The 22,931-nt window shown below is 69.4% G+C and carries 23 protein-coding genes and 1 tRNA gene; 13 read left to right on the forward strand and 11 right to left on the reverse strand.

The genetic code is table 11. The features are described from left to right. Window positions 1-87: 87 nt before the first annotated feature. Complete coding sequence (locus AC0L6F_RS07955; RefSeq protein ID WP_473539852.1) at window positions 88-1,065, reverse strand: hypothetical protein; 978 nt, start codon at window positions 1,063-1,065, stop codon at window positions 88-90. A 1-nt stretch (window position 1,066) separates the two neighbouring features. Then, on the reverse strand, window positions 1,067-1,297 hold the full coding sequence (locus tag AC0L6F_RS07960; RefSeq protein ID WP_473539853.1) for a helix-turn-helix transcriptional regulator: 231 nt from the start codon (window positions 1,295-1,297) through the stop codon (window positions 1,067-1,069). A gap of 113 nt (window positions 1,298-1,410) precedes the next feature. Between AC0L6F_RS07960 and AC0L6F_RS07965 the strand changes: the two genes are divergently transcribed. Beyond that, a complete protein-coding gene (locus AC0L6F_RS07965) occupies window positions 1,411-2,040 on the forward strand; it encodes a hypothetical protein (protein WP_473539854.1) in 630 nt (209 codons plus the stop codon). Beyond that, window positions 2,033-3,154 carry a tyrosine-type recombinase/integrase gene (locus tag AC0L6F_RS07970; RefSeq protein WP_473539855.1) on the forward strand — a complete coding sequence of 374 codons (1,122 nt, stop codon included), beginning with the start codon at window positions 2,033-2,035 and terminating at the stop codon, window positions 3,152-3,154. The genes AC0L6F_RS07965 and AC0L6F_RS07970 overlap by 8 nt, the downstream gene beginning before the upstream one ends. A gap of 50 nt (window positions 3,155-3,204) precedes the next feature. Here AC0L6F_RS07970 and AC0L6F_RS07975 read toward each other — a convergent pair. Further along, window positions 3,205-3,295 (reverse strand) — tRNA-Ser (locus AC0L6F_RS07975). 54 nt (window positions 3,296-3,349) lie between these two features. Further along, a complete protein-coding gene (locus tag AC0L6F_RS07980) occupies window positions 3,350-4,381 on the reverse strand; it encodes a hypothetical protein (RefSeq protein WP_473539856.1) in 1,032 nt (343 codons plus the stop codon). Between the two features lie 128 nt (window positions 4,382-4,509). On the opposite strand from AC0L6F_RS07980, the gene AC0L6F_RS07985 reads away from it, so the two are divergent. Together AC0L6F_RS07985 and radA are read left to right on the forward strand one after the other, a co-directional pair. Beyond that, window positions 4,510-5,460 (forward strand): L-lactate dehydrogenase, encoded by a 951-nt coding sequence (locus AC0L6F_RS07985; protein ID WP_473539857.1) that lies wholly within the window; start codon window positions 4,510-4,512, stop codon window positions 5,458-5,460. Window positions 5,461-5,495: 35 nt separating this feature from the next. Further along, window positions 5,496-6,869, forward strand: a complete 1,374-nt coding sequence (gene radA, locus AC0L6F_RS07990) for a DNA repair protein RadA (protein ID WP_274636044.1) — start codon at window positions 5,496-5,498, stop codon at window positions 6,867-6,869. A 39-nt stretch (window positions 6,870-6,908) separates the two neighbouring features. Here the strand turns inward: radA and AC0L6F_RS07995 are convergent, their stop codons facing one another. The 4 genes from AC0L6F_RS07995 to mftR all read right to left on the reverse strand — a co-directional run bounded on the left by AC0L6F_RS07995 (window position 6,909) and on the right by mftR (window position 9,547). Then, entirely contained in the window at window positions 6,909-7,313 is a 405-nt protein-coding gene (locus AC0L6F_RS07995; RefSeq protein ID WP_473539858.1) for a dehydrogenase, read from the reverse strand. A 237-nt stretch (window positions 7,314-7,550) separates the two neighbouring features. Beyond that, window positions 7,551-8,264: a hypothetical protein gene (locus AC0L6F_RS08000; protein ID WP_473539859.1), complete on the reverse strand. Its 714-nt coding sequence runs from the start codon at window positions 8,262-8,264 to the stop codon at window positions 7,551-7,553. An 82-nt stretch (window positions 8,265-8,346) separates the two neighbouring features. Then, window positions 8,347-8,847: an amino-acid N-acetyltransferase gene (locus AC0L6F_RS08005; RefSeq protein WP_473539860.1), complete on the reverse strand. Its 501-nt coding sequence runs from the start codon at window positions 8,845-8,847 to the stop codon at window positions 8,347-8,349. Window positions 8,848-8,914: 67 nt separating this feature from the next. Beyond that, window positions 8,915-9,547 carry a mycofactocin system transcriptional regulator gene (gene mftR, locus AC0L6F_RS08010; RefSeq protein ID WP_473539862.1) on the reverse strand — a complete coding sequence of 211 codons (633 nt, stop codon included), beginning with the start codon at window positions 9,545-9,547 and terminating at the stop codon, window positions 8,915-8,917. 91 nt (window positions 9,548-9,638) lie between these two features. Between mftR and AC0L6F_RS08015 the strand changes: the two genes are divergently transcribed. The 7 genes from AC0L6F_RS08015 to mftD all read left to right on the forward strand — a co-directional run bounded on the left by AC0L6F_RS08015 (window position 9,639) and on the right by mftD (window position 15,703). Then, window positions 9,639-9,797, forward strand: coding sequence for a hypothetical protein (locus tag AC0L6F_RS08015; protein WP_259612744.1), 159 nt, complete (start codon window positions 9,639-9,641; stop codon window positions 9,795-9,797). A gap of 99 nt (window positions 9,798-9,896) precedes the next feature. Further along, the gene (locus AC0L6F_RS08020) at window positions 9,897-10,757 is read left to right on the forward strand and encodes a mycofactocin-coupled SDR family oxidoreductase (RefSeq protein WP_473539863.1); all 861 of its coding nucleotides are present in this window, start codon (window positions 9,897-9,899) and stop codon (window positions 10,755-10,757) included. 31 nt (window positions 10,758-10,788) lie between these two features. Beyond that, the gene (locus AC0L6F_RS08025) at window positions 10,789-11,619 is read left to right on the forward strand and encodes a mycofactocin-coupled SDR family oxidoreductase (protein ID WP_259612745.1); all 831 of its coding nucleotides are present in this window, start codon (window positions 10,789-10,791) and stop codon (window positions 11,617-11,619) included. Continuing rightward, window positions 11,616-12,536 carry an AAA family ATPase gene (locus AC0L6F_RS08030; protein ID WP_473539864.1) on the forward strand — a complete coding sequence of 307 codons (921 nt, stop codon included), beginning with the start codon at window positions 11,616-11,618 and terminating at the stop codon, window positions 12,534-12,536. Before AC0L6F_RS08025 ends, AC0L6F_RS08030 begins: the two co-directional genes overlap by 4 nt. A 114-nt stretch (window positions 12,537-12,650) precedes the next feature. Further along, entirely contained in the window at window positions 12,651-13,520 is an 870-nt protein-coding gene (locus AC0L6F_RS08035; RefSeq protein WP_473539865.1) for a vWA domain-containing protein, read from the forward strand. Window positions 13,521-13,607: 87 nt separating this feature from the next. Next, entirely contained in the window at window positions 13,608-14,426 is an 819-nt protein-coding gene (locus AC0L6F_RS08040) for a mycofactocin-coupled SDR family oxidoreductase (RefSeq protein WP_473539866.1), read from the forward strand. Between the two features lie 29 nt (window positions 14,427-14,455). Further along, window positions 14,456-15,703, forward strand: coding sequence for a pre-mycofactocin synthase MftD (mftD, locus tag AC0L6F_RS08045; RefSeq protein ID WP_473539867.1), 1,248 nt, complete (start codon window positions 14,456-14,458; stop codon window positions 15,701-15,703). 63 nt (window positions 15,704-15,766) lie between these two features. On the opposite strand, the gene AC0L6F_RS08050 is transcribed toward mftD, so the two are convergent. Together AC0L6F_RS08050 and AC0L6F_RS08055 are read right to left on the reverse strand one after the other, a co-directional pair. Continuing rightward, window positions 15,767-18,289, reverse strand: coding sequence for an ATP-dependent Clp protease ATP-binding subunit (locus tag AC0L6F_RS08050; RefSeq protein WP_274636053.1), 2,523 nt, complete (start codon window positions 18,287-18,289; stop codon window positions 15,767-15,769). A 249-nt stretch (window positions 18,290-18,538) separates the two neighbouring features. Further along, entirely contained in the window at window positions 18,539-19,576 is a 1,038-nt protein-coding gene (locus AC0L6F_RS08055; protein ID WP_473539868.1) for an endonuclease domain-containing protein, read from the reverse strand. A 279-nt stretch (window positions 19,577-19,855) separates the two neighbouring features. Here AC0L6F_RS08055 and AC0L6F_RS08060 point away from each other — a divergent pair, with 279 nt between their 5' ends. Next, on the forward strand, window positions 19,856-20,437 hold the full coding sequence (locus AC0L6F_RS08060) for an HhH-GPD-type base excision DNA repair protein (protein WP_473539869.1): 582 nt from the start codon (window positions 19,856-19,858) through the stop codon (window positions 20,435-20,437). A 76-nt stretch (window positions 20,438-20,513) separates the two neighbouring features. Continuing rightward, window positions 20,514-21,350, forward strand: coding sequence for a universal stress protein (locus AC0L6F_RS08065; RefSeq protein ID WP_473539870.1), 837 nt, complete (start codon window positions 20,514-20,516; stop codon window positions 21,348-21,350). Window positions 21,351-21,371: 21 nt separating this feature from the next. Here the strand turns inward: AC0L6F_RS08065 and AC0L6F_RS08070 are convergent, their stop codons facing one another. Beyond that, window positions 21,372-22,886, reverse strand: a complete 1,515-nt coding sequence (locus AC0L6F_RS08070) for a fatty acyl-CoA synthetase (protein ID WP_259612754.1) — start codon at window positions 22,884-22,886, stop codon at window positions 21,372-21,374. Between the last annotated feature and the right edge of the window lie 45 nt (window positions 22,887-22,931).

Below are 22,931 nucleotides of genomic sequence, written 5' to 3' on the forward strand. Positions count from 1 at the left end.
CGAGACGGGCGGGTACCCGTCTTGGCTCAATGATGCGTGTGTTCGGGCTCCGGGGCGCGGATGCCTCGCTGAACGCGGTTGGTCTGGTCATCTGCCGACACTCCTTCCGGGCACCGTCCCTGGGACAACGTGCGGGACGGCGAGCGAATCGTGGAACGGGTCGCGACGCGCCGGCGCTTGACGGAGCCGGTTGTTGATCTCCTTGGCGATGGCATCCATCTGGGCCTCTTCCGATACCCGCCCGGACTCGGGCGGGTGCGGGGTGACGGACGCGTCGCTGTCGGCGATTCGGTATGCACGCCGTGCCGCAGCGCACTCCTCGCGCCATGCCGCGAGAAGTCCGGGCGGGGTGGCCCGCCCGTGCTGCTCACGGATGCGGGCGAGCTGTGCGGGCGGGTAGGTGCGCGTGAAGAACTCATCCGCTTCGACCTCTGCCGCCGCCAGCTCGTCCGCCGACAGCCGGTAGAGGCGGCGCGGCGGGAGCCCAGCCTTGACGCGGCGGCGTTCGCGCCGTGCCCATTCCCGGTTGTATGCGGCGTGGCGGCGCTTGACCTCCGGGTCCATTCTCTTGGCGTGCTGCTTCTGCGCGATCTCATCTCGGTGCGACTGCCGGTAGGCGCGGCCCCACTTTGCTTGCCCGTCAGGGTCCAGCCGGCGCCGCTCCTTCGCGCGTGCGGCGATCGCCTCGCGGTTGCGCAGGTAGTAGTCGTGGTTGATCTGGCGTCGGCGCTCGGGATGCTCCTGCGCCCAACGCTTTCCCCGGGCGGTGGCATCCTGCGGGTGCTCCCGCGCCCACTCCCGGGCCCGTTCCCGAGACTGCGCCCGCGTCTGTTCGACGCGTGCGCGCTCGGCGGCAGCTCGACGCCGAGACTCGGCCCGCTCGCGCTCGCGCACCCCGCGGGTCATCTCCCGGTCCACGGCGCGGGCACGCGCACTGTCTCGTTCCCAGCGTTGCAGGAGCACCGGTGGCGTGCCCGCCTCGGCGAGCACCGCGGCCCGCAGCTCGGACGTGACCTCGCGCGCGAAGAAGGCGTCTGCTGCCGCGTTGGAGGCGCGGACACTCATGTCAGCCGTCCTGGTCGGGGCCGGTGCCGTGCCGGGTGGTGCTCTCCAGCCACGCCACGACATCATCCAGCACGTACAGCACGGCCTTGCCTGCCTTGCGGTAGCGGGGGCCTTTGCCCTCGTGCCGCCAGAGCGCGAGCTTGCCCTTGTTCAGAGTCGGCAGGGCCTGTGCGAGCTCGTCCGGGGTCAGGTAGCGGTGGGCGAGACCCGTGCTCACTTCGGTGTCCATCATGAGCCTCCAATTGCGTATGTTCGACTGACTTTGACACAGGTGTACTCGCTGTGATTTACTTTGTCAAGCATCAGCAATAGCAGAAGCGCGACGCGGAGAGGCAGACTGAGGAGGTGAAGATCGACGTGCGTACCCCCGAAGGCAAGCCCGTACGGTGGCAGGACGCCACCATGCCCATCGGGACCGCGTTGCGCATCGTGCCCCGATTCCGAGTGGATGCCGAAGATGACAAGACCCGACTCGGCAACCGGCTCGACGTCGAATACGACCAGGCCGAAGGTCGGTTCCTGGTGCGTGAGATCGCGACGCGGTCTCTGGATGGCGGAGAGATCACCGGGTCCGAGATGCGGCAAGTCCGGGTCGCCGAGATCCTCCAGGCCGCCTCTCCACACTGCGTCGCGTTCACCCTCGACGACGACACGGCCGAGCCCACGGTCACCGCAGCCGACGTCGCCAAGACTGACGGGCGGCTGCTGCCGGCATGGCTGGCCTCCACCGTTACCGCCGCGATCACCGATCGGCGCCTGGGCGAACCAGCCCGCACCGAGCTGCGCGAGGCCCGGTTAGACGCCATCCAGCTCGTCTACGGGGTCGCCGCCCTCACCGGGCAGCCGCCCGCGAAGGCGATCGAGCAGGAACTCGGCATGACGCCCCGGACCGCGGTGCATTGGATCCGCCAGGCCCGCAACGCCGGCCGGCTCGAGGGGCTCGGATACGCAGCCGCTCGACCGGCTCGTGGGTAGCATCCATCCATACCAGACCAAGGCCGGCAAACGGTACTCCGTCCGCTACCGCAAGCCTGATGGAACGAACGCAAACAAGCGCGGCTTCCTGCGCAAGACGGATGCTGAGTTGTATGCAGCATCGATCGCCGTCGAGATCGGTCGCGGCGACTACATCGACCCAACTCTCGCGACGATCACACTGGCTGAACTCGGAACTGCGTGGATCGCAGAACAACAGCTGTCGATGAAGCCGTCCAGCTACCGCTCGCTCGACTCAGCGTGGCGGATCCATGTGGCGCCCAAGTGGGGAAGCTGGCGGGTTGGAATGATCCGCCACAGTGATGTCCGGCAATGGGTCTCCGCTCTCGGCGAATCGCGAAGTGCGACCACCGTGATCCGAGCGCACGGGGTACTCGCCGGCGTACTCGACATTGCGGTCAGAGACCGCCGTCTCTCCCAGAACCCCGCTCGGGGCGTCCCGCTCCCAAGGAAGGGCCGGAAGCCCCGCGCGTATCTGAATCACGCCCAAGTAGAAGCGCTGGCTGCCGAGGCCCGCTTCCCGGAACTGGTTCTCTTCCTTGCCTACACCGGCGCACGGTGGGGTGAGGCCACGGGACTCCGTGTACGGCACATCGACCTACGGCGTCATCGGGTTCTTATCGAAGAGAACGCTGTGATGGTCGGTGGCGCGATTCACGTCGGGACGCCCAAGACTCATGCGATGAGGACCGTCCCGTACCCGCCCTTCCTGCACGAGTTCATGGCAGCCCGGGTCATGCTGCGGCGGCCGGATGAGCTGATCTTCGGGGATGGCGAGCTACATCTCATCCTTCCAAATTCGCAGAAGGGCTGGTTCGTGGGAGCTGTCCGACGCTGTATGAAGGCAGATCCGAGCTTCCCGCGGATCACTCCCCACGACCTCAGACACACGACGGCAAGCCTGGCGATCAGCGCCGGTGCGAACGTAAAGGCGATCCAACGCATGCTGGGGCATGCCTCCGCGGCCATGACCCTCGATACGTATGCAGATCTGTTTGACGACGATCTTGACGCAGTTTCAGACGCGTTGGATAAGGCTCGTTCCAGTTCGTTCGTTCCCAAATTGTTCCCACAAACACCCGCCGAGGAATAACCAAAGCCCCAGCATCCGCTGAATCATGCGGAGGTTGGGGCCTTGGACTTTGGCGGTGACGGTGGGATTTGAACCCACGGTAGGGGGTTACCCTACACAACTTTTCGAGAGTTGCACCTTCGGCCGCTCGGACACGTCACCGCCGTCAAGTGTACGTGACGAAGCCGCGCTCGCCAATCCGAGCGCCCGCCTCCCTCACCAGGCGGCGGCGACCTCGGCGTGCGTGCGCAGGATCCCCTCGGTGCTGCCCTCCGGGGCGCGGCCGATGCCGCACTCCGTCGCCACCCCGAACGTCGTGACGTGCTGCCGGGCTGCGGCGATCCTGCGCTCGGCACCCTCGGCGCCGTCCTCCCGGTGCACCAGGCCCAGGTACAGCTCGGTGTCGCCGAGCTCCAGGCCGGCCAGCGGCGCATAGTACGCGTCGTCATCGCGCTCGATCGGCACGGGCAGGTGGATCCAGTCGATGCGCCGAGCGGATGCCGCCGCCAGCGCGTTCGCGAAGCGCACGAGGTTGCCCGCGTCGGCGGGCTCGACGAAGTGCTTCTCGGCCACGTCGCCGTAGCAGAGGTGGAAACCGACCTCGACATCGTCCGGGACCCGGTCGGCCTGCTCGGCCGAGCGCGACGTCAGGCCGTCCCACACATCGCCGTCCCACCACGGGGCGGCGCTGACGCCCTCGATCATCCCGAACTCCACCGCGTTGTCCCATTGGATCGCGAGGTCCTCATGCGGGATCGTCCCGAGGATCTCATCGAGCTCGCGGTACATCGCCGCCCGGTACACCGGCTCGATGCCGGCACGCTGCTCGGCCGGGAAGAACGCCCCGACGACGGCGAGCGGCGTCGGCAGCGACACCTGGAAGCGCGTGCCCGCCGGCACGACGCCCTCCCCCCGCAGCCGGGTGAAGATCGCGTACGAGTCGATCGCCGCCGACGCGTACCCGAGCGGCGGCAGCCGCAGCGACGCCGGGTCGACGCCGTCGGCGATGCGCAGCGGGCGGGCATCCAGCATCCGCAGCGGAATGCGCTCCGCGCCGACGCGCTCGATCCCCTCCGCCTGCCCGAGGATGTCGGGCTGGAACATGATCCAGTGGAAGCGCGGCCCGCACTCCCCATCGGGAATGCGCTTCAGGTGGGGGCCGAGGATGCCGGCGGCCCGGCGAATGGTGGTCTCGGCGTCGTTGTAGTTGACGCTGCCGACCAGATGTGCGCCCTGAGGCTGAGCCATGATGCTCCTTCACAAGACCGGGAGCCAGGCGACTCCCGGGGCGGACGGGGAGTCGCAGCCAGTGCCCTCCAGGGGCGCGAGGCCTCGCATCAGCGCTGCGAACAGGTCAAGAATGCCACACTGGTGCCATGAGCGTGATCGAGAACTCCAAGCTGACGGTCGTCGGTGCCGGCAGCGTCGGATCCAGCACCGCCTATGCCGCGCTCATCCGCGGATCCGCGCGGCACATCGCGCTGTACGACATCGCACGCGAGCGGGCCGAGGCCGAGGTGCTCGACCTCGCGCACGGCACCCAGTTCACCGGCTCGAGCGACATCGTCGGCGGCAGCGACATCTCGGTGGTCGAGGGGTCGCACGTGGTGGTGATCACGGCCGGGGCGAAGCAGGATCCGGGCCAGACGCGGATGGACCTGGCCGCGGTGAACGCCCGCATCCTCGCCACGATGATGCCGCAGCTGCTCGAGGTCGCCCCGAAGGCGATCTACGTCATCGTCACCAATCCGTGCGACGTGCTGACCGTGCTCGCGCAGGAGGCGACCGGCCTTCCCCCCGAGCGGATCTTCGCCTCCGGCACGGTGCTGGACACGTCCCGCCTGCGGTGGCTCCTGGCCCGGCGCGCCGGTGTCTCGACCGCCAGCGTGCACGCGCACATCGTCGGCGAGCACGGTGACACGCAGTTCCCGCTGTGGTCGCAGGCCACGATCGGATCGGTGCCGATCCTGGACTGGCGGCCCGCCGACGCCGACCCGTTCACCGAGGGCGAGCTGGCCGAGATCGCCGACGACGTGCGGGATGCCGCGTACACGGTCATCCGCGGCAAGGGCGCGACCAACTATGCGATCGGGCTGTCCAGCGCACGGATCGTGGAGGCGGTCCTGAACGACGAGCACGCGCTCATGCCGGTCTCGACGGTGCTCGACGGTGTGCAGGGCGTGAGCGGAGTGGCGCTGTCGGTGCCCTCGATCGTGAGCGCCTCCGGCGCGGTGCCGATCCGCGAGACATCCTTCTCGGATCGCGAGCGTGAGCTGTTCGCACGCTCCGCGGGCGCTCTGCGCGAGGCGGCCGACGCGCTGCGCTGACATCGGATGTCGCCGGCCCGGCCTAGCCTGGACGCATGGCCACCAAGCAACCCACAGCCTCCCCGTATCGCTGCACGGAGTGCGGGTGGACGACGCTGAAGTGGGTCGGCCGCTGCGGCGAGTGCCAGCAGTGGGGCACGGTCGTCGAGGCATCCGAATCCACCGGCCTGGCGGCGCGCCGCATCACCGCAGCCGCCCCCGCGGCCGGGCGCCGGGCACGCCCCATCACGATGATCGACACCGCCTCGACCCCGCGACGCACGAGCGGCGTGGGCGAGTTCGACCGGGTGCTGGGCGGCGGCGTGGTCCCCGGCGCGGCGATCCTGCTGTCCGGCGAGCCCGGTGTGGGCAAGTCGACGCTGCTGCTCGAAGTCGCCGCGCAGTCCGCGCGCGCGGGGCGACGCGTGCTCTACGCCAGCGGCGAGGAGTCCACCGCACAGGTGCGCCTGCGGGCGGAGCGGACGGGCGCGTTGCACGACGAGCTGTTCCTGGCGGCCGAGACCGACCTGGCCACCATCCTCGGCCATGTCGACGAGGTCGAGCCCGAGCTGCTCATCGTCGACTCGGTGCAGACGGTCTCGTCGGCCCTGTCGGACGGACTGGCCGGCCACCCGAGTCAGGTGCGCGAAGTGGCCGCGACGCTCATCCGCGTCGCGAAGGACCGCGCGCTGCCGATCATCATCGTCGGCCATGTGACCAAGGACGGCTCGATCGCCGGGCCGCGCATCCTCGAGCACCTGGTCGATGTGGTGTGCCACTTCGAAGGCGACCGCCAGACCGCGCTGCGCTTCCTGCGCACGCTGAAGAACCGGTTCGGCCCCACCGACGAGGTGGGATGCTTCGACATGACCGGCGCCGGCATCGAAGAGGTGCCCGACCCCAGCCGGCTGTTCCTGGGCAGCGGCAAGCCCGTCGCCGGCACGTGCGTGACGATCGCGCTCGAGGGGCGGCGCGCGCTGCCGGTCGAGGTGCAGGCGCTCACGGTGCCCACCGCTGCGCCGAACCCGCGCCGCGTCGTCAGCGGGGTGGACGGCGCCCGTGTCGCCATGATCCTCGCCCTGCTGCAGAAGCGGACCGGCGTGGATCTGTCCAAGCAGGACGTGTACGTGTCCACGGTCGGCGGGGTGCGGCTCGTCGAGCCCGCCGCCGACCTGGCCATCGCGATCGCGATCGCGACCGCGCTGCGCGACCAGGCGGTGCGGCACGACGTCGCCGCGGTGGGCGAGCTGAGCCTGTCCGGCGAGATCCGACCGGTCACCCAGTCCGCGCAGCGCCGGGGCGAGGCCGGCCGACTCGGCTACCGCACGGTGATCGACGACGGCGCCCAGTCCATCGCCCGCGCGCTGAACATGGTCGCCGCGACCGCGATGGCTCCGACATCCGCGAACGACGATGTCCCCGAGTTCTGAGTCGTGGGCCGGCGGCAGGAGGCTGGTCGGTGCCGGCTGTCAGGCGTCCAGCGCCGCGATGAGGTCGTCCGGCGACGCCTGCATCGGATGCGGTCCGGCGATGTCGAAGAACACCGTGGTGATCTCGTCGCGGTGGGCCGCCAGGAACGCCCGCAGCCAGGCCGGCGAGTGCAGCCCGACCGCCGGCGGCAGGGTGGCCGGCTTGTGCGTCGCGTCGCTGAAGAGCAGCAGTGCGACGTCCCCCGACTCCGGGTCGCGATACGTCCACACCTCGCCCGAGTCGCGTGGGTCGTCCGGTGCGCCGGGCCGCATCAGCGGCACGACGGTCGGCCCGTGCCGGAGGGCGAAGGCCACCGCCGCCATGTCCTGCGTCTGCAGCGCGTCGGCCAGCGAGGTGTTGCGGAAGTCGAGGGGCTTGGGGGGACGCTTCTTGCCGGATGCCACGACTCCAGCGTAGTCGGGACGGAAAAGGGCCCCCTCGAGTCGCTCATTGGGGACTGGACGACACGAGAGGGCCCGCACGCTGCAACGGCGGTCGGGGACTCGCTGGGGACGAGCCGTTCAGCTGCTGGGGACAGCTCCACCGCGCCTATGCGCAACGTATGCCTACAGTGTAAGGGAAATCCGATTCCAGCCGCTGTCCCCCTTTTGGGGGACAGCTCTCCACAGCGTCGGCGCAGATCAGTACAGCTGGAAGAGGGCGTCGTCGATCGATTCGATCCCGCCGATCGAGACGGTCAGGTGGTAGGTCGCACCACCACCGGGCGCCTTCGGCCGGTTCTTCGCCTCGCAGGTCGCGACCGATGATCGGGTGCGGTCCCACGTGATCGGCTTGGCGCTGGCCACCTTCTGCCCGGCCTTCAGCAGCACCACCATGTCGCTCGGCTCGGTCTGACAGTCGGTCGACTGCCACCAGGTGTCGCTGCCGCTGGTGATCGCGAACGTCTGCGCGCTCGTGCCGACATTGAGGGTGCACGCGGCCGATCCCGTATTGGTCAGCTCGATCGACAGTTTCGGGTCCTGCCCGGATGCATAGCTGCTCTTGTCGGTGACGGCGGTCACGGCGACGTCGTTCGCGCTGCACGGCTTGGCGGATGCCGCCGGTCCGGCGCTCGCCTTCGCGCTCGAGGTCGCACCCGGCGTCGGCGACGCACTCCCCCGGGTGCCGGTCGGCGTCGCCGACGGTGTGGCCCCGCTGGTGTTCTGCACCGACGGCAGCAGCGGGTCTGCCGACTGGGTCGCGGCATCCTTGTTCCCCTGCTCTGCGCTCCCCCGCCACGGCTGCGCGATCAGCACCCACACCACGGCCACCACGATGACCAGCAGCACGAGCAGCACCAGGAGGCGCCGGCGTCGATAGACGGCGGGCGAGTGACGGCGGTGGGGTGTGCTCACGGTGTCAGGGTAAGTCGCCGGCCGCCCCCGCACCGGGAGGGCGCGCCCGAGCCCAGGTCGATCACAGCGGGAGGGACCGGGCTCACAGCAGCTTGATCATGCGCGTGTTCCCCAGGGTGTTGGGCTTGACGTGCGCGAGGTCGAGGAACTCGGCGACACCGGCATCCGGGCTACGCAGCAGCTGGGCGTACACGTCCGGATCGACGATCTGCTCGCCGATCGGCGTGAAGCCGTGCCGGGTGAAGAACGACACCTCGAAGGTGAGGCAGAACAGCCGCGACAGTCCGAGGTCGATCGCCCGGGCCTCCAGCACCTCGACGATCCGACCGCCGATCCCCTCATGGAGCCGGTCCTCGCGCACCAGCAGGGTGCGCACCTCGCCGATGTCGCGCCAGATCACGTGCAGGGCGCCGCATCCGATCACCGCGCCGTCATGCTCGGCGACCACGAACTCCTGCACCGCCTCGAACAGCGACACCAGCTCCTTGCCGAGCAGGATGCGCCGATCCACCAAGGGGGCCAGCAGCCCGTGGATCGCCTGGACGTCGGCGGTGCGGGCGGGGCGGATGACGATCTCGGTCACTCGCCCAGCCTACGACCGACCCGCCCGGCGACCCGGGAGGACGGGGCGGTGCCAGGCTGGGCCGGCGTCAGTCGCTCAGCGCCGTGCCCCGCATGGTGAACCAGCCGAACGCCTCGTCGATGCGGGCGAGGAGATCTTCGTCGTCCCCGACCAGCCACTGCTCGTACGAGGCGAGGCACATGCCCAGACATGTCCAGCCGATCGCACGCGGACGGAAGGCGTCGGGCGACTCGCCCAGGCGCCGCGCGGCGTAGTCGACAACGACCTGCCGCCAGTCCGCGTAGCGCAGCGAGGAGTGCGCGATCAGGCTCGGCACCGTCAGGATCAGGCGCATCCGCTCGCGGTGGAACGGGATCTCCTCCTCCGGAAACCGATTGAACTCGATGACGGCTTCGTGCAGCGCGTCCATGAGCGCGACGGAGTCGCCGAGCGCGTCGAGGTGGGCGGCCATCTTCGCGAGGAGTTCGTCGAAGCTGCCCCAGGCCAGGTCGTTCTTGGATGCGTAGTAGCGGAAGAACGTTCTCCGACCGATCCTGGCGGCGCGGGCGATCTCATCGACCGTGGTCTCGTCGAAGCCGTTCGCCAGGAACAGCTCCAGGGCGATATGGCTCAGCTCGTCGCGCGATGTCGACGGCGATCGGCCGCCGCGGGACCGCCGATCAGCGGCTCCAGAGGCGCTCTCCGCCAGATTCTCATCCACGAGCTCTTCCAATCGGCACTCGGTGTCACTACTATCGTCCCCAACAGCGAGATCCGTCGACGACGACAGATATCCGCGGAAGGAGCATCGCATGGAAAGGGAGACCTTGGCCGGCGAAGCGCTCCGGTCTGATCAGAAAATCGTAGACCCAGTCCTGCGCGGCCTGCCTGCGGACCGCGCGCTGATCCCGACATCCACGCCGACCGGCGTCGGGCGTCACGAGGAGGGCGAACGCATCGACCCCCGCTGAGCTCCGCCGTCTGTGGCACCCGCGACACCCGGGTGTCGGGGCGAGGTGCGTCACGAGGGGCGCCGATTCGGCGCGCCCGCAGACAGAAAGGAACCCACGATGGGACTTCTCGATGGAAAGGTCGTGCTCGTCACGGGCGGCTCGCGCGGTCAGGGCCGCGCGCACGCCGTCACCAGCGCACGGGAGGGCGCAGATGTCGTGATCGTCGACACGCTCGACCAGATCGGATCGGTCGCCTACCCGATGGCACAGCAGGCCGACTTCGACGAGACGGTGCAGCAGGTCGAAGCCCTCGACCGCCGGATCGTGCCGGTCGTCGGCGATGTGCGCAAGCAGGCCGACCTGGACCACGCCGTCGCCGAGGGGATCGCCGCACTCGGCAAGATCGACGTGCTGATCGCCAACGCCGGCATCTTCTCACTCGCCCCGGCGCACGAGCTGACCGACGAGATGTGGGATGACATGATCGCGGTGAACCTCACTGGCGTCTGGAAGTCCGCCAAGGCGGTGCTGCCGCACATGATGGAGCGCGGCAGCGGTTCGATCGTGATGACGTCCTCGATCAACGGCCTCGAGCCGGGCGTCAACTACGTGCACTACTGCGCGGCGAAGTTCGGCGTGGTCGGGATCATGAAGACCCTCGCGCTGGAGTATGCCCGACACGGCATCCGGGTGAACTCCGTGCACCCGGGCGCGATCCTCACTCCGATGACCAGCTGGCAGGGCGCATGGGACATGATGTCGGGCAAGCCGGCCGGCGAGGGCACCGAGGCCGACATGCTCGAAGCGGGCTACTCGTTCCACGCGCTGAAGGGCGCCGGCTTCCTCTCGCCGCAGCGGATCGCTGACGCCGCGCTCTGGCTGAACTCCGATCTGGCCGCCGCCGTCACCGGCATCTCGGTGCCGGTGGATGCCGGGCACCTGCTGCAGCCCGGATACAACCCCGACCCCGTCAAGTGACGGTGTCGCCCACGAAGGAAGGATCCCGATCATGGGAAGAGTAGAAGGCAAGGTCGCTTTCATCACCGGAGCGGCGCGCGGCCAGGGTCGCAGCCACGCCATCCGGCTGGCGCAGGAGGGGGCCGACATCATCGCGGTCGATCTTCTCGAGGACATCCCAGGCGCCCCGTATGCGCGGGCGACCGAGGAGGATCTCGCCGAGACGGTGAGCCAGGTCGAGGCGCTGGACCGGCGGATCGTCGCCACCAAGGCCGATGTGCGCGACTACGCGGGGCTCAAGCAGGCCGTCGATGACGGGGTGGCCCAGCTCGGCCGCCTCGACATCGTCTCGGCCAACGCGGGCATCTCCACGCAGATGGCACCGGCAGACGAGCTCGGCGAGGACATGTGGCAGAACATGATCGCCACGAACCTCACCGGCGTGTGGCACACGGCCAAGGCCGCCATCCCGCACCTGAAGGCCGGTGGTCGCGGCGGGGCGATCGTGCTGACCAGCTCGGATGCGGGCCTGTTCGCGTTCCCGAACATCGCCCACTACGTCTCGGCCAAGCACGGTGTGGTGGGTCTGATGCGCACGCTGGCACTCGAGCTGGCGCCGGACATGATCCGGGTCAACAGCATCCATCCCACCCAGGTGGATACGCCGATGATCAAGAACCCGCGGGTGTACGGCCTGTTCGTCGGCAAGGAGGAGGGCACCCTGGAGGAGTTCCTTCCGGTCTCCCAGGCGATGAACGCGCTGCCCATCCCCTGGGTGGAGGCCGTGGACATCTCCAACGCGCTGCTGTGGCTCGCCTCCGACGAGGCACGCTATGTCACCGGCGTCGCCCTGCCGGTGGACGCGGGCGCGGCGATCAAGTGAGCGGCGGCGATCCGGCGCAGCTCGCCGAGAGCCGGAAGCGGATAGCCGCCCGCATCGTCGGCCGAGATCGTGAGCTCGAACTCACGCTCGCGGCCGTCGATGCCGGCCGCGACATCGTGCTGGAAGGTCCGCCCGGCACCAGCAAGACGACGATCCTGTCCGCGATCACCTCGGAGTGGGGCATCCCGCTCCTGTTCGTGGAGGGCAATGCCGACCTCACCCCGTCGAAGCTGGTCGGCCATCATAATCCGGCCCGCGTGCTGCGCGAGGACTACTCCGCCGACAACTTCGTGCCGGGCCCGCTCGTGGAGGCCATGCAGCAGGGTGGCTTCCTCTACATCGAGGAGTTCAACCGTGCACCGGAGGACACCTTGAACACGCTGCTGACGGCGATGGCCGACCGGTCGATCGCGGTGCCGAGGGTCGGCCGGATTCGCGCCGAGCCCACGTTCCGCGTGATCGCGTCGATGAACCCGTACGACAACGTCGGGACAACGCGCCTGTCCACGAGCGTGCACGATCGGCTGAACCGGCTCGCCGTGGGCTATCAGGATGCGGATGCCGAGGAGCGCATCGTCGCATTGCGCTCCGGGGTGTCCGACCCGCTCGGCGAGCGCCTCATCCGTGATGCGGTCGCTCTCACGCGCGCCACGCGCGAACACGACGACGTGCGGCAGGGCTCGAGCGTCCGCGGCGCCATCGACACGGTGCTGGTGGCGACCCGACTCGCCCGGCTGCGCGGGGTGGATGACCCGGATGCCGCGGGCTACCCGGAACTGGTCTTCGATGCGATGGTCGTGGCACTGTCGGGGCGGATCCACCTGGATGAGGCGGCCGAGACCACCCCGGAGCAGGTGCTGCGGGAGATCTGGGAGGACCGATTCATCCTGGAGCCGCACCAGGCCGCGCCCGGCTGAAGGGAGATCGCGGCCGACTCGCCGCTCCGCCGCAGCAGGCGCAGCACGCGCACCCCGGGCACGCCGCTGCGGCGCCGCCCGAAGGAGCTGGACGCCGCCCCGACCGCATTCGAGGTGAGCGGCGATGAGGGCGGCCTCGTCCTGCGCGCCACGCGCACCGGTCGAGGCGCGAGGACGGTCGCGGCGCCGCGCGGGCAGGCGCGCGCCGAGACCGACGAGGTCGGCACGGTCGTGCCGCTTCCCGCCGACGGCGCACCCCCCGACCCGGTCGTGCGTGAGATCGCGCAGCAGATCGCGACCCGATTGTCGGTGGCCCACGCTCGCCACGACGTCACCGCACGTCGCGGCATCGGCGAGCTGGACAGCATCCCCTACCGGGGCACCTCGGACGAGATCGACCTGGACCGCACGATCGAGGTGCTCGCCGAACGACCCGTCCCCGACGATGAGGACATCATCGTTCGCGAGCGCCTGCGCACGAAGCGCTCGGTCGTGCTGCTGGTGGATGTCTCCGGGTCGATGCGCGGTGAGCGGATCAAGACGGCTGCTTCCACGGTGGGTGCGCTGTCGGCACAGCTGCAGCACGACGCTCTCGGCGTGATCGCGTTCTGGTCCGACGCCGCGATCCTCCTCCCGCTCGGTGCGCCCGTCTCGCCGACGTCGCTGCTGGATGACATCCTGCGCCTGCCGGCGCGCGGACTGACGAACGTGGCGTTCCCGCTCGAGCTGGCCGCGACGCAGCTCGCACGGATGCCGGCGCGCGATGCGCGGGTGGTGCTGCTGTCGGACTGCGTACACAACGCCGGACCGGACCCACGCCCCCTCGCCGCGCGTCTCCCGCGCCTGGATGTGCTGCTGGATGCCAGTGGTGAGCAGGACGTGCAGCTCGGGCGCGAGCTTTCGGCACGCGGTCGGGGCACCTGCCGCATCATCCACGGGTACCGCGATGTCGCACCCGCGCTCGGCCAGATGTTCCGCACATGAAATCCGAAATGCCCTTCTATATGACACTCAGTGCCAATAGACTGTGCGGGATGCGACGACGCATCATCCCATGACACGGAGGTCATCATGACAGGACGCCTCGAAGGCAAAGTCGCCTTCATCACCGGAGCCGCACGCGGCCAGGGTCGCGCGCACGCGGTCCGCCTGGCCCAGGAGGGTGCCGACATCATCGCCGTCGACCTCGCCGGCCATCTCGACCACGTTCCCTACGACTCCCCCACTCCGGCCGACCTCGACGAGACAGTGCGCCAGGTCGAGGCGCTGGATCGACGCATCGTCGCCGCGATCGCCGACGTCCGCGACATCGACGCGCTGCGCGCGGCGGCGGATAGGGGCGTGGCCGAGTTCGGACGGCTCGACGTCATCGTCGCGAACGCCGGCATCTGCATCCCCGAGGCCTGGGACACCATCACACCCGAGACCTTCCGGGTCACCATCGACACCAACGTGGTCGGCGTCTGGAATACCGTCATGGCCGGCGCGCACCACATCATCGACGGCGGACGCGGCGGATCCATCATCCTGACCAGCTCCTACGCGGGCAAGAAGATGCAGCCCTTCATGGTGCACTACACGGCGAGCAAGCACGCCGTGACGGGAATGACCCGCGCGTTCGCGGCCGAACTCGGTCCGCACAGCATCCGGGTCAACAGCGTCCACCCCGGCGGCGTGAACACGCCGATGGGCTCCGGCAACATGGTCGAGGCGATCACGAAGGCCGGCGAGACGAACCCGGCGCTGAATGCGATGGGCACCCCGTTCCTGCCGATCTGGGCCGCCGAACCGGAGGACATCGCCAACGCCGTCGCGTTCCTCGCCTCCGACGACGCCCGTCTGATCACCGCCGAGCACGTGAGCATCGACCAGGGCGCTCACACCTTCTGAGCCCGCGCTCCGCGCAGAGAGGATCGCATATGTACTGGCCGTGGAAGCAGAACCCGTGGTTCGAGACCGTGCTGGAGGCCCAGCGCCGGGCCAAACGGCGGCTGCCGCCGTCCGTCTACGCCGCACTGGTGGCCGGATCGGAGCGCGGCAAGACCCCCGCCGACAACACCGACGCGTTCGCCGAGCTGGAGTTCGCGCCTCATGTGGCCGGCCACCAGCCCGAACGTGACCTGTCCACGACCGTCCTCGGCATCCCGATCTCGCTGCCGGTGTTGATCTCGCCGACCGGGGTGCAGGCCGTGCACCCCGACGGTGAGGTCGCGGTCGCGCGTGCCGCGGCGGCACGCGGCACGATCATGGGGCTGAGCTCGTTCGCCAGCAAGCCGGTGGAAGAGGTCGTCGAGGCCAATCCGAACACGTTCTTCCAGATGTACTGGACCGGCTCGAAGGAGTCGATGATCCAGCGCATGGACCGGGCGCGGGAGGCAGGCGCCAAGGCGCTGATCGCCACGCTGGATTGGTCGTTCTCGGTCGGCCGCGACTGGGGCAGCCCCTCGATCCCGGACAAGATGGATCTGAAGGCGATGGTCCAGTTCGCGCCGGAGGGCATCATCCGCCCGAAGTGGCTGATGGAATGGGCCAAGCACGGCATCCCGGATCTGAGCGTGCCCAACCTGCAGCCGCCGGGCGGCGAGGCGCCCACCTTCTTCGGCGCGTACGGCGAGTGGATGCAGACGCCGCCGCCGAGCTGGGAGGACGTGGCGTGGCTGCGCGAGGAGTGGGGCGGCCCGTTCCTCCTCAAGGGCATCACCCGGGTCGATGACGCCAAGCGCGCCGTCGACATCGGAGCGAACGCCATCTCTGTCTCCAACCACGGTGGCAACAACCTCGACACCACGCCGGCCACGATCCGCTGTCTCGGCCCGGTCGCGGACGCGGTCGGCGACCAGCTCGAGGTGCTGCTGGACGGCGGCGTCCGCCGTGGCGGCGACGTCGCCAAGGCGCTCGCGCTCGGTGCCCGGGCCGTCATGATCGGCCGCGCCTACCTGTGGGGTCTGGCCGCGAACGGCCAGACCGGGGTCGAGAACGTCCTCGACCTGATGCGGATGGGCCTGGACTCCGCCGTGCTCGGGCTCGGACACTCCTCGATCGGCGAGCTCGGCCGTGCCGACCTCTGGATCCCGCAGGGCTTCGAGCGCACGCTCGGGGCGCCCAAGCCGGCACCCCGACCGCGCCGCGCGCCGGCCCGCACATCGGCGGGGATCACCGCACCCTAGGCGCAAGCGGCTTGACGACGAAGAGCGGATGCCGCGCGGCATCCGCTCTTCGTCGTTCAGTCGCTACGCGCCGGCGATGATGTCCGGCGTCGCCTCGATCTGGTTCTGCGCACCGACGCCGACCGCGATCCGCTCGCCGCGGGGACCGTGCTCGAACGCGAACTCGCCGTCCTCGACGTCCACCTTGATGTGGTCGCCGGTGTTGAGCTCGCCGTGCAGGATCCGCTCGGACAGCTGGTCCTCGATCTCGCGCTGCATGGCGCGGCGCAGCGGGCGGGCACCCAGCGCGGGGTCGAATCCGACCTCGATCAGCTTGTCCTTGGCGGCGTCGGTCAGCTCCACCGTCATGTCGCGGTCGAGCAGTCGCTCGTCCAGCTGCTTGACGAACAGGCCGACGATCTGCCGCAGCTCCATCTTGTCCAGCTGCGGGAACACGATGATGTCGTCGACGCGGTTCAGGAACTCGGGCTTGAAGTGACGCTTCAGCTCCTCGTTGACCTTCCCCTTCATCCGCTCGTAGGTGGTCGTGGTGTCACCCTCGACCTGGAAGCCCACCGGTCCGCCGGCGATCGCCGACGAGCCGAGGTTCGTCGTCATGATGATCACCGTGTTCTTGAAGTCGATCACCCGACCCTGGCCGTCGGTCAGACGACCTTCCTCCAGGATCTGCAGGAGCGAGTTGAAGATGTCGGGGTGGGCCTTCTCGATCTCGTCGAACAGCACCACCGAGAACGGCTTGCGGCGCACCTTCTCGGTGAGCTGGCCGCCCTCTTCGAATCCGACGAATCCCGGAGGGGCGCCGAACAGCCGCGAGACGGTGTGCTTCTCGCCGAACTCGCTCATGTCCAGCGAGATCAGCGCGCCCTCGTCGTCGAACAGGAACTCGGCGAGCGCCTTTGCCAGCTCGGTCTTGCCGACGCCGGTGGGGCCGGCGAAGATGAACGAGCCGGAGGGGCGCTTCGGGTCCTTCAGCCCGGCGCGCTGACGGCGGATCGTGCGCGAGAGCGCGGCGATCGCCTCGTCCTGGCCGATGACCCGCTGGTGCAGCGCCTTCTCCATGAAGACCAGGCGCGAGCTCTCCTCTTCGGTGAGCTTGAACACCGGGATGCCGGTGGCCTGGGCGAGCACCTCGGCGATCAGGCCCTCGTCCACGACCGCGTGGGTCGCGACATCCCCGCTGCGCCACTGCTTCTCCAGGCGGAGGCGCTCGGCCAGCAGCGACTTCTCCTCGTCGCGCAGCGAGGCTGCCTTCTCGAAGTCCTGATCCTCGCTGGCGGCCTCCTTGTGCGTGCGCACGTCGGCGATCTTGTCGTCGAGTTCGCGCAGCTCGGGCGGGCTGGACAGGATCGACAGGCGCAGGCGGGCGCCGGCCTCGTCGATCAGGTCGATGGCCTTGTCCGGCAGGAAGCGGTCGGCCACGTACCGGTCGGCGAGGTTCGCGGCGGCCACGAGCGCGCCGTCGGTGATCTGCACCTTGTGGTGCGCCTCGTACCGGTCGCGCAGTCCCTTCAGGATGTTGATGGTGTGCGGCAGCGTCGGCTCGGCGACCTGGATCGGCTGGAAGCGGCGCTCGAGCGCAGCATCCTTCTCGAAGTGCTTGCGGTACTCGTCCAGCGTGGTCGCCCCGATCGTCTGCAGCTCCCCGCGGGCCAGCAGGGGCTTCAGGATGGATGCCGCGTCGATCGCGCCCTCGGCGGCACCGGCGCCGACGAGCGTGTGGATCTCGTCGATGAACACGATGATGTCGCCGCGGGTGCGGATCTCCTTGGTGACCTTCTTCAGCCGCTCCTCGAAGTCACCGCGGTAGCGCGAGCCGGCGATCAGCGAGCCGAGGTCGAGCGAGTACAGCTGCTTGTCCTTCAGCGTCTCGGGCACGTCGCCCTTCACGATCGCCTGGGCCAGACCCTCGACCACGGCGGTCTTGCCGACGCCGGGCTCGCCGATCAGGACGGGGTTGTTCTTGGAGCGGCGGGAGAGGATCTGCATGACCCGCTCGATCTCCTTCTCGCGCCCGATGACCGGGTCGAGCTTGTTGTCGCGGGCCGCCTGGGTGAGGTTGCGGCCGAACTGGTCGAGCACCTGCGATCCGCCCTGCGCGGTGGCGCCGGGATCGTGCGCGGCGCCCGAGACGGCGGCCGGCTCCTTGCCCTGGTAGCCGCTCAGCAGCTGGATGACCTGCTGACGCACCTTGTTCAGGTCGGCGCCGAGCTTGACCAGCACCTGGGCGGCGACACCCTCGCCCTCGCGGATGAGGCCGAGCAGGATGTGCTCGGTGCCGATGTAGTTGTGGCCCAGCTGCAGCGCCTCGCGCAGCGACAGCTCGAGCACCTTCTTGGCGCGCGGCGTGAACGGGATGTGGCCGGTCGGCTGCTGCTGACCCTGGCCGATGATGTCCTGCACCTGCTCGCGCACGGCATCCAGGGAGATGCCGAGCGACTCGAGCGCCTTGGCAGCGACGCCCTCCCCCTCGTGGATCAGCCCCAGGAGGATGTGCTCGGTGCCGATGTAGTTGTGGTTGAGCATCTTCGCCTCTTCTTGGGCGAGCACAACCACACGACGGGCACGGTCGGTGAATCTCTCGAACATCTCTGACTCCTCCGGGCGCTCACCTCTGGCGCCTTGCATCGAGCGTAACGAGAGGGCGGATGCTTCTCGGCGGTGTTCGCCGTCGGCATAGCGTCACGGAGCTCGCCGAGCGCTGGACTGCGAGGTCGGCGAGCTGCTCGTGCGCGCCGATTGAGCTGCGGCGGTGCTTCGGTCGTCACGAACTGCGACGTGCGGCATCCGCAGCCCTCAGATCGTGACGACCGAATGGCAGCCCGCAGCGGCCCGGAATCACCGCGTGCGCTGCGCGATCGCCGCACGGACACGCGCGATCATGGTCGCCGGATGTGCGAACAGCAGTGTCCGCGTCACCCGAATCACGCGCCATCCCTCATCTTCGAGGCGCGCCAGACGGTCGACGTCGTGCTCCCATTGCTGGCCATCGTTGTGATGTGTCCCGTCATATTCGATGGCGATCTTCCACTCCGGATACGCCATGTCGACGCGAGCGACGAACCGGCCATGGCTGTCGAAGACGTCGTGGTCGAGGACGGGCTCGGGCAGGCCGGCATCGACGAGGGTGAGGCGGGTCCACGTCTCGGTCCGGGATGCTGCACCCGTGCGCACCCGAGCCAGAGCGTCACGGAGTTCGGTGATCCCCCGTCGCCGCCCGGCATGAACCGCTGCGGCGAGCTGATCGATCGTCGCCGAGGGAGGCGGGACGTCCTCCCAGGACCGAGAGTGCGGCGGGCGCTGCACGCGCACGAAGTGGTCGGCGATCGCGACGAGGTCATATGGATGCGGCAGCTGTCCTGCGAGCATCGCCCAGGTCGACGCCGGTGAGGTGAGTCGCAGTCCCGAGACAGGATGAGTCACTGTCCAGACGAGACCAGGCCGGATCGCATGACCTCGGATCCCGGCGCCGCGCGGCGCGCGGTCCGGCCAGAACACGCCCACCTCGAGGACGTCCGGATCGAACGCCGGACGAGGCTGCTCGGGATCCCGATCGGCGGCGAGCAGGCCGCGTGGGACGGGAGCGTCCCACAGCACCGCTGCGCTCAGTCCGCAGAAGAATGCCGACGTCGACATGACGGGCGCGTACTGGGCAGCACGCTCGTGCACCCGCCGCACTTCGGCTGTGCGGGGATATGCGCGTTTCGCGTCTTCATCCTCGTCGACGATCAGTTGAGCGCCGAGCACCGACCGCACGCCGTGGAAGGGTCGATGCAGGTCGTCGGCGCGTAGTCGCGAGTCAGCCACTCCGGCGCGGAGCGCCGCCCCGACGCCGAATGCGGCGCCCAAGCCGGGAGGGAGCTCACCGCGTGCCATGACGCCACGCTGGCACAAGTCGCGGAAGCCACGATGAAGTTATCCACAGGCCGCCCCTCAGGGCGCTCAGTCGTCACGAACTGTCACCGACAGCGTCACCGGCCGCAGTTCGTGACGACTGAGAAACGGCCCCGGCGCTCGGTCGTCACGAATTGCAGCTGACAGCATCCCGAAGTCACAGTTCGTGACGACCGAACGGCCGGCCATGGCCTACCCGCAAAGCCCACCCCACAGGCGGCATCCGTTCCGATCCGGGCGAGAAGTTGCCACACTGGGGTCATGGCGCTGCACATCACGGCCGATCCGGCCGCCGACGAACTGCTCACGGACAACCCGCTGGCCCTGCTGATCGGGATGCTGCTGGATCAGCAGGTCGCGATGGAGACCGCGTTCTCGGGGCCGCTCAAGCTGCGCGAGCGCATCGGGGCAGTGGATGCCGCCACCATCGCCGACGCCGATCCCGAGTCGCTCGTCGAGGCGTTCCGGCAGACACCGGCGATCCACCGGTATCCGGGGTCGATGGCGGCGCGGGTCCAGTCGCTGTGCCAGCGGATCGAGCAGGACTGGGACGGTGACGCGAGTGCGATCTGGACGCGCGACGCACCCACCGGCGCCGAGGTCTACGCACGGCTGCGGGCGCTGCCCGGCTTCGGCGAGCAGAAGGCCAAGATCTTCCTGGCCCTGCTGGGCAAGCAATGCGGCTTCGACGGCGATGGATGGCGCGAGGCATCCGCCCCGTACAGCGAGGACGGATCGCACCGCAGCGTCGCCGACATCACGAGCCCCGAGTCGCTGACGCGGGTCCGCGAGTTCAAGCGCGAGATGAAGGCCTCTGCGAAAGCGGCGAAGCAGCCGGGCTGACGGCGGGCATCCAACTGCCACCCCTCGCTCCGGACGCCGCGGTGCCCTAGCCTGTGAGCACAGGGAGGTCAGTGCCATGGGCGAGAAGATCGTGGTGGGGGTCGCGGCCGCTCCGGTGGCCGTGCGCACCGTCGACTGGGCGGCACGCCGCGCCGCGGCGCTCGGCCAGGAGCTCGAGCTGCTGACGATCGTCGGCGGGGCCGTCGGCTCGGTCGGCGAAGACAGCATCGTGGAGGGCGCGCACGAAGCGGCGGCACGGATGCTGCAGCAGCACGCCGAGCGTGCGCAGACCGCCGGGGCGTCGGTGACGACCCGGGTCGAACGCGGCAATCCGGTCGCGGTGCTCGTCGAGGCATCCGCCGAGGCCGGTCTGCTCGTCATCGGCAGCGACTTCGGCGGGCCGGATGCGCAGCCGCGGGGCGCGCACGGCATCCGGATCACGGCGGCCGCGCACTGCCCGGTCGTGGTGGTCCCCGACATCGACGTGGACGGACGCTCGGGCGTGGTGGTCGGCACGGACGGATCGGATGTCTCGGCCGACGCCGTGCGGTTCGCCGCTGCCGAGGCATCCCGGCTCGGCGAGCCGCTGACCGCGGTCAGCGTGTGGACGCCGATGCCGATCCCGGGGCCGATCAGCGGGTATCCCGAGCCGTACCTGGACGGCATGCAGGATGTCACGGCCGAGATCCTCCGCAACGCACTGGTCGAGGTGCGGGCCGAGCATCCGGACCTTCAGATCATTGAGCAGGTGGAGTGCGGGTACCCGTCGACGGTGATCACCGGCCTCGCCGAGAACGCCCGCCTCGCGGTGGTCGGCAGCCACGGGCGGGGCGCGATCGCACGACTGCTGCTCGGCTCGATCAGCCACGAGGTGCTCGCCCGGCTCGCGACGGTCACGGCGATCCTGCGCTGACGGCAACGACCGCCCGCGCCCTCAGCCCCGCGCGCGCAGCTCGCGCTTGAGCAGCTTGCCGCTCTGGTTCCGCGGCAGCTCGTCGACGAACTCGACGCGCTTGGGCACCTTGAACGGCGCGATCATCCCCTTCACATGTGCGATGAGCTCCTCGGGCCGCACGTCGGCACCGTCACGGCGCACGACGAACGCGGTGATCGCCTCGATCCAGCGCTCGTCGGGCATGCCGACCACGGCGACCTCCGCGACGGCCTCGTGCGTGTACAGCGCGTCTTCGACCTCGCGCGAGGCGACCAGGATGCCGCCGGTGTTGATGACGTCCTTGATCCGGTCGACGACGGTGATGAAGCCCTGCGCGTCGCGCGTCGCGAGGTCGCCGGAGTGGAACCAGCCGTCGCGGAACGCCTCGGCCGTCGCGTCCGGGTCGTTCCAGTACCCGTCACACAGCTGCGGCGAGCGGTACAGCACCTCTCCCGGCTCGTCGGCCGCGACATCCCGGCCCTCGGCATCCACCACCCGTGCCGCCACGAAGAACACCGGCCGGCCGCACGATGCGGGGCGCTCGTCGTGCTCTTCGGGACGCAGCACGGTCGCCAGCGGCGCGACCTCGGACTGGCCGAAGCAGTTGTAGAAGCCGAGGTCGGGGTACCGCTCGCGCAGGCGCTGCAGCACCGTGACCGGCATGATCGATGCTCCGTACTGCGCCTTCGTCAGCGACGAGAGGTCGCGGGTGTCGAGATCGGGGTGGTTGGCCAGCGGCACCCACACCGTCGGGGCCAGGAACAGCGACCCGATGCGCTCGGACTCGACGCGCTCGAGGATCTCGGGCACCACCGGCGCACCCAGGAGCGTGATCGTCGCGCCGATCGACAGGTACGGGAGCATGAACACGTGCATCGCGGCCGAGTGGTACAGCGGCATGCAGATCAGCGGCCGGTCCTCGGGGGTGAAGTCCAGCGCGAGCAGGCACGAGACGTACTCGCTCACCAGCGCTCCGTGGCTCATCATCGCGCCCTTGGGGCGGGATGTCGTGCCCGATGTGAACAGCAGCTGCACGAGTTCGGATCCGTCCACATCGTCGTCGAACGACGGAACGGGGCCGTCGGACGCGGCCTCCAGCAGCGATCCCACCCCGTCGCGCAGCGGGACGACCTCATCGATCCCCAGCTCGGCGCATACCGGGGCGGATGCCTCGGCCAGCGCCGGGTCGACGAGCACGAGCCGCGCGCCCGAGAGCTCGAGCAGGTACTTCAGCTCGCCGCCGCGCAGCGCGTAGTTGATCGGCACGTGCACGAGACCTGCGCGGGCGCAGGCGAGGAAGCCGATCAGATACGCGTCCGAGTTCGTGCCGTAGGCGGCGACGCGATCACCGCGCTCTGCACCGCGCGCGAGCAGCCAGGCTGCGGCACGCGAGACCGCGTCGTCGAGGTCGCGGTAGGTCCAGGCCCTGTCCTCGAAGGTCAGCGCGGTGCGGGCGGGAGTACGGGCGGCGCTGCGGCGGAGGACGCCGTCGACGCTGTCGGCGCGGGGGTTCATGTGGGAAGCCTAGTGCGCGGGATGCCGGAGCCGGCCGCGCCGCCA

This window comes from Microbacterium sp. G2-16M (genome assembly GCF_055809115.1).

What these genes read in the sequence shown, in the direction of transcription:
- AC0L6F_RS08055 (WP_473539868.1), bottom strand. Translation starts at nt 19,576, where the DNA reads ATGGCACGCGGTGAGCTCCCTCCCGGCTTGGGCGCCGCATTCGGCGTC.
- AC0L6F_RS08020 (WP_473539863.1), top strand. Translation starts at nt 9,897, where the DNA reads ATGGGACTTCTCGATGGAAAGGTCGTGCTCGTCACGGGCGGCTCGCGC.
- AC0L6F_RS08070 (WP_259612754.1), bottom strand. Translation starts at nt 22,886, where the DNA reads ATGAACCCCCGCGCCGACAGCGTCGACGGCGTCCTCCGCCGCAGCGCC.
- AC0L6F_RS07985 (WP_473539857.1), top strand. Translation starts at nt 4,510, where the DNA reads ATGAGCGTGATCGAGAACTCCAAGCTGACGGTCGTCGGTGCCGGCAGC.
- AC0L6F_RS07980 (WP_473539856.1), bottom strand. Translation starts at nt 4,381, where the DNA reads ATGGCTCAGCCTCAGGGCGCACATCTGGTCGGCAGCGTCAACTACAAC.
- AC0L6F_RS07960 (WP_473539853.1), bottom strand. Translation starts at nt 1,297, where the DNA reads ATGATGGACACCGAAGTGAGCACGGGTCTCGCCCACCGCTACCTGACC.
- AC0L6F_RS08050 (WP_274636053.1), bottom strand. Translation starts at nt 18,289, where the DNA reads ATGTTCGAGAGATTCACCGACCGTGCCCGTCGTGTGGTTGTGCTCGCC.
- radA (WP_274636044.1), top strand. Translation starts at nt 5,496, where the DNA reads ATGGCCACCAAGCAACCCACAGCCTCCCCGTATCGCTGCACGGAGTGC.
- AC0L6F_RS08025 (WP_259612745.1), top strand. Translation starts at nt 10,789, where the DNA reads ATGGGAAGAGTAGAAGGCAAGGTCGCTTTCATCACCGGAGCGGCGCGC.
- AC0L6F_RS08015 (WP_259612744.1), top strand. Translation starts at nt 9,639, where the DNA reads ATGGAAAGGGAGACCTTGGCCGGCGAAGCGCTCCGGTCTGATCAGAAA.
- AC0L6F_RS08060 (WP_473539869.1), top strand. Translation starts at nt 19,856, where the DNA reads ATGGCGCTGCACATCACGGCCGATCCGGCCGCCGACGAACTGCTCACG.
- AC0L6F_RS08040 (WP_473539866.1), top strand. Translation starts at nt 13,608, where the DNA reads ATGACAGGACGCCTCGAAGGCAAAGTCGCCTTCATCACCGGAGCCGCA.
- AC0L6F_RS07955 (WP_473539852.1), bottom strand. Translation starts at nt 1,065, where the DNA reads ATGAGTGTCCGCGCCTCCAACGCGGCAGCAGACGCCTTCTTCGCGCGC.
- AC0L6F_RS08065 (WP_473539870.1), top strand. Translation starts at nt 20,514, where the DNA reads ATGGGCGAGAAGATCGTGGTGGGGGTCGCGGCCGCTCCGGTGGCCGTG.
- mftD (WP_473539867.1), top strand. Translation starts at nt 14,456, where the DNA reads ATGTACTGGCCGTGGAAGCAGAACCCGTGGTTCGAGACCGTGCTGGAG.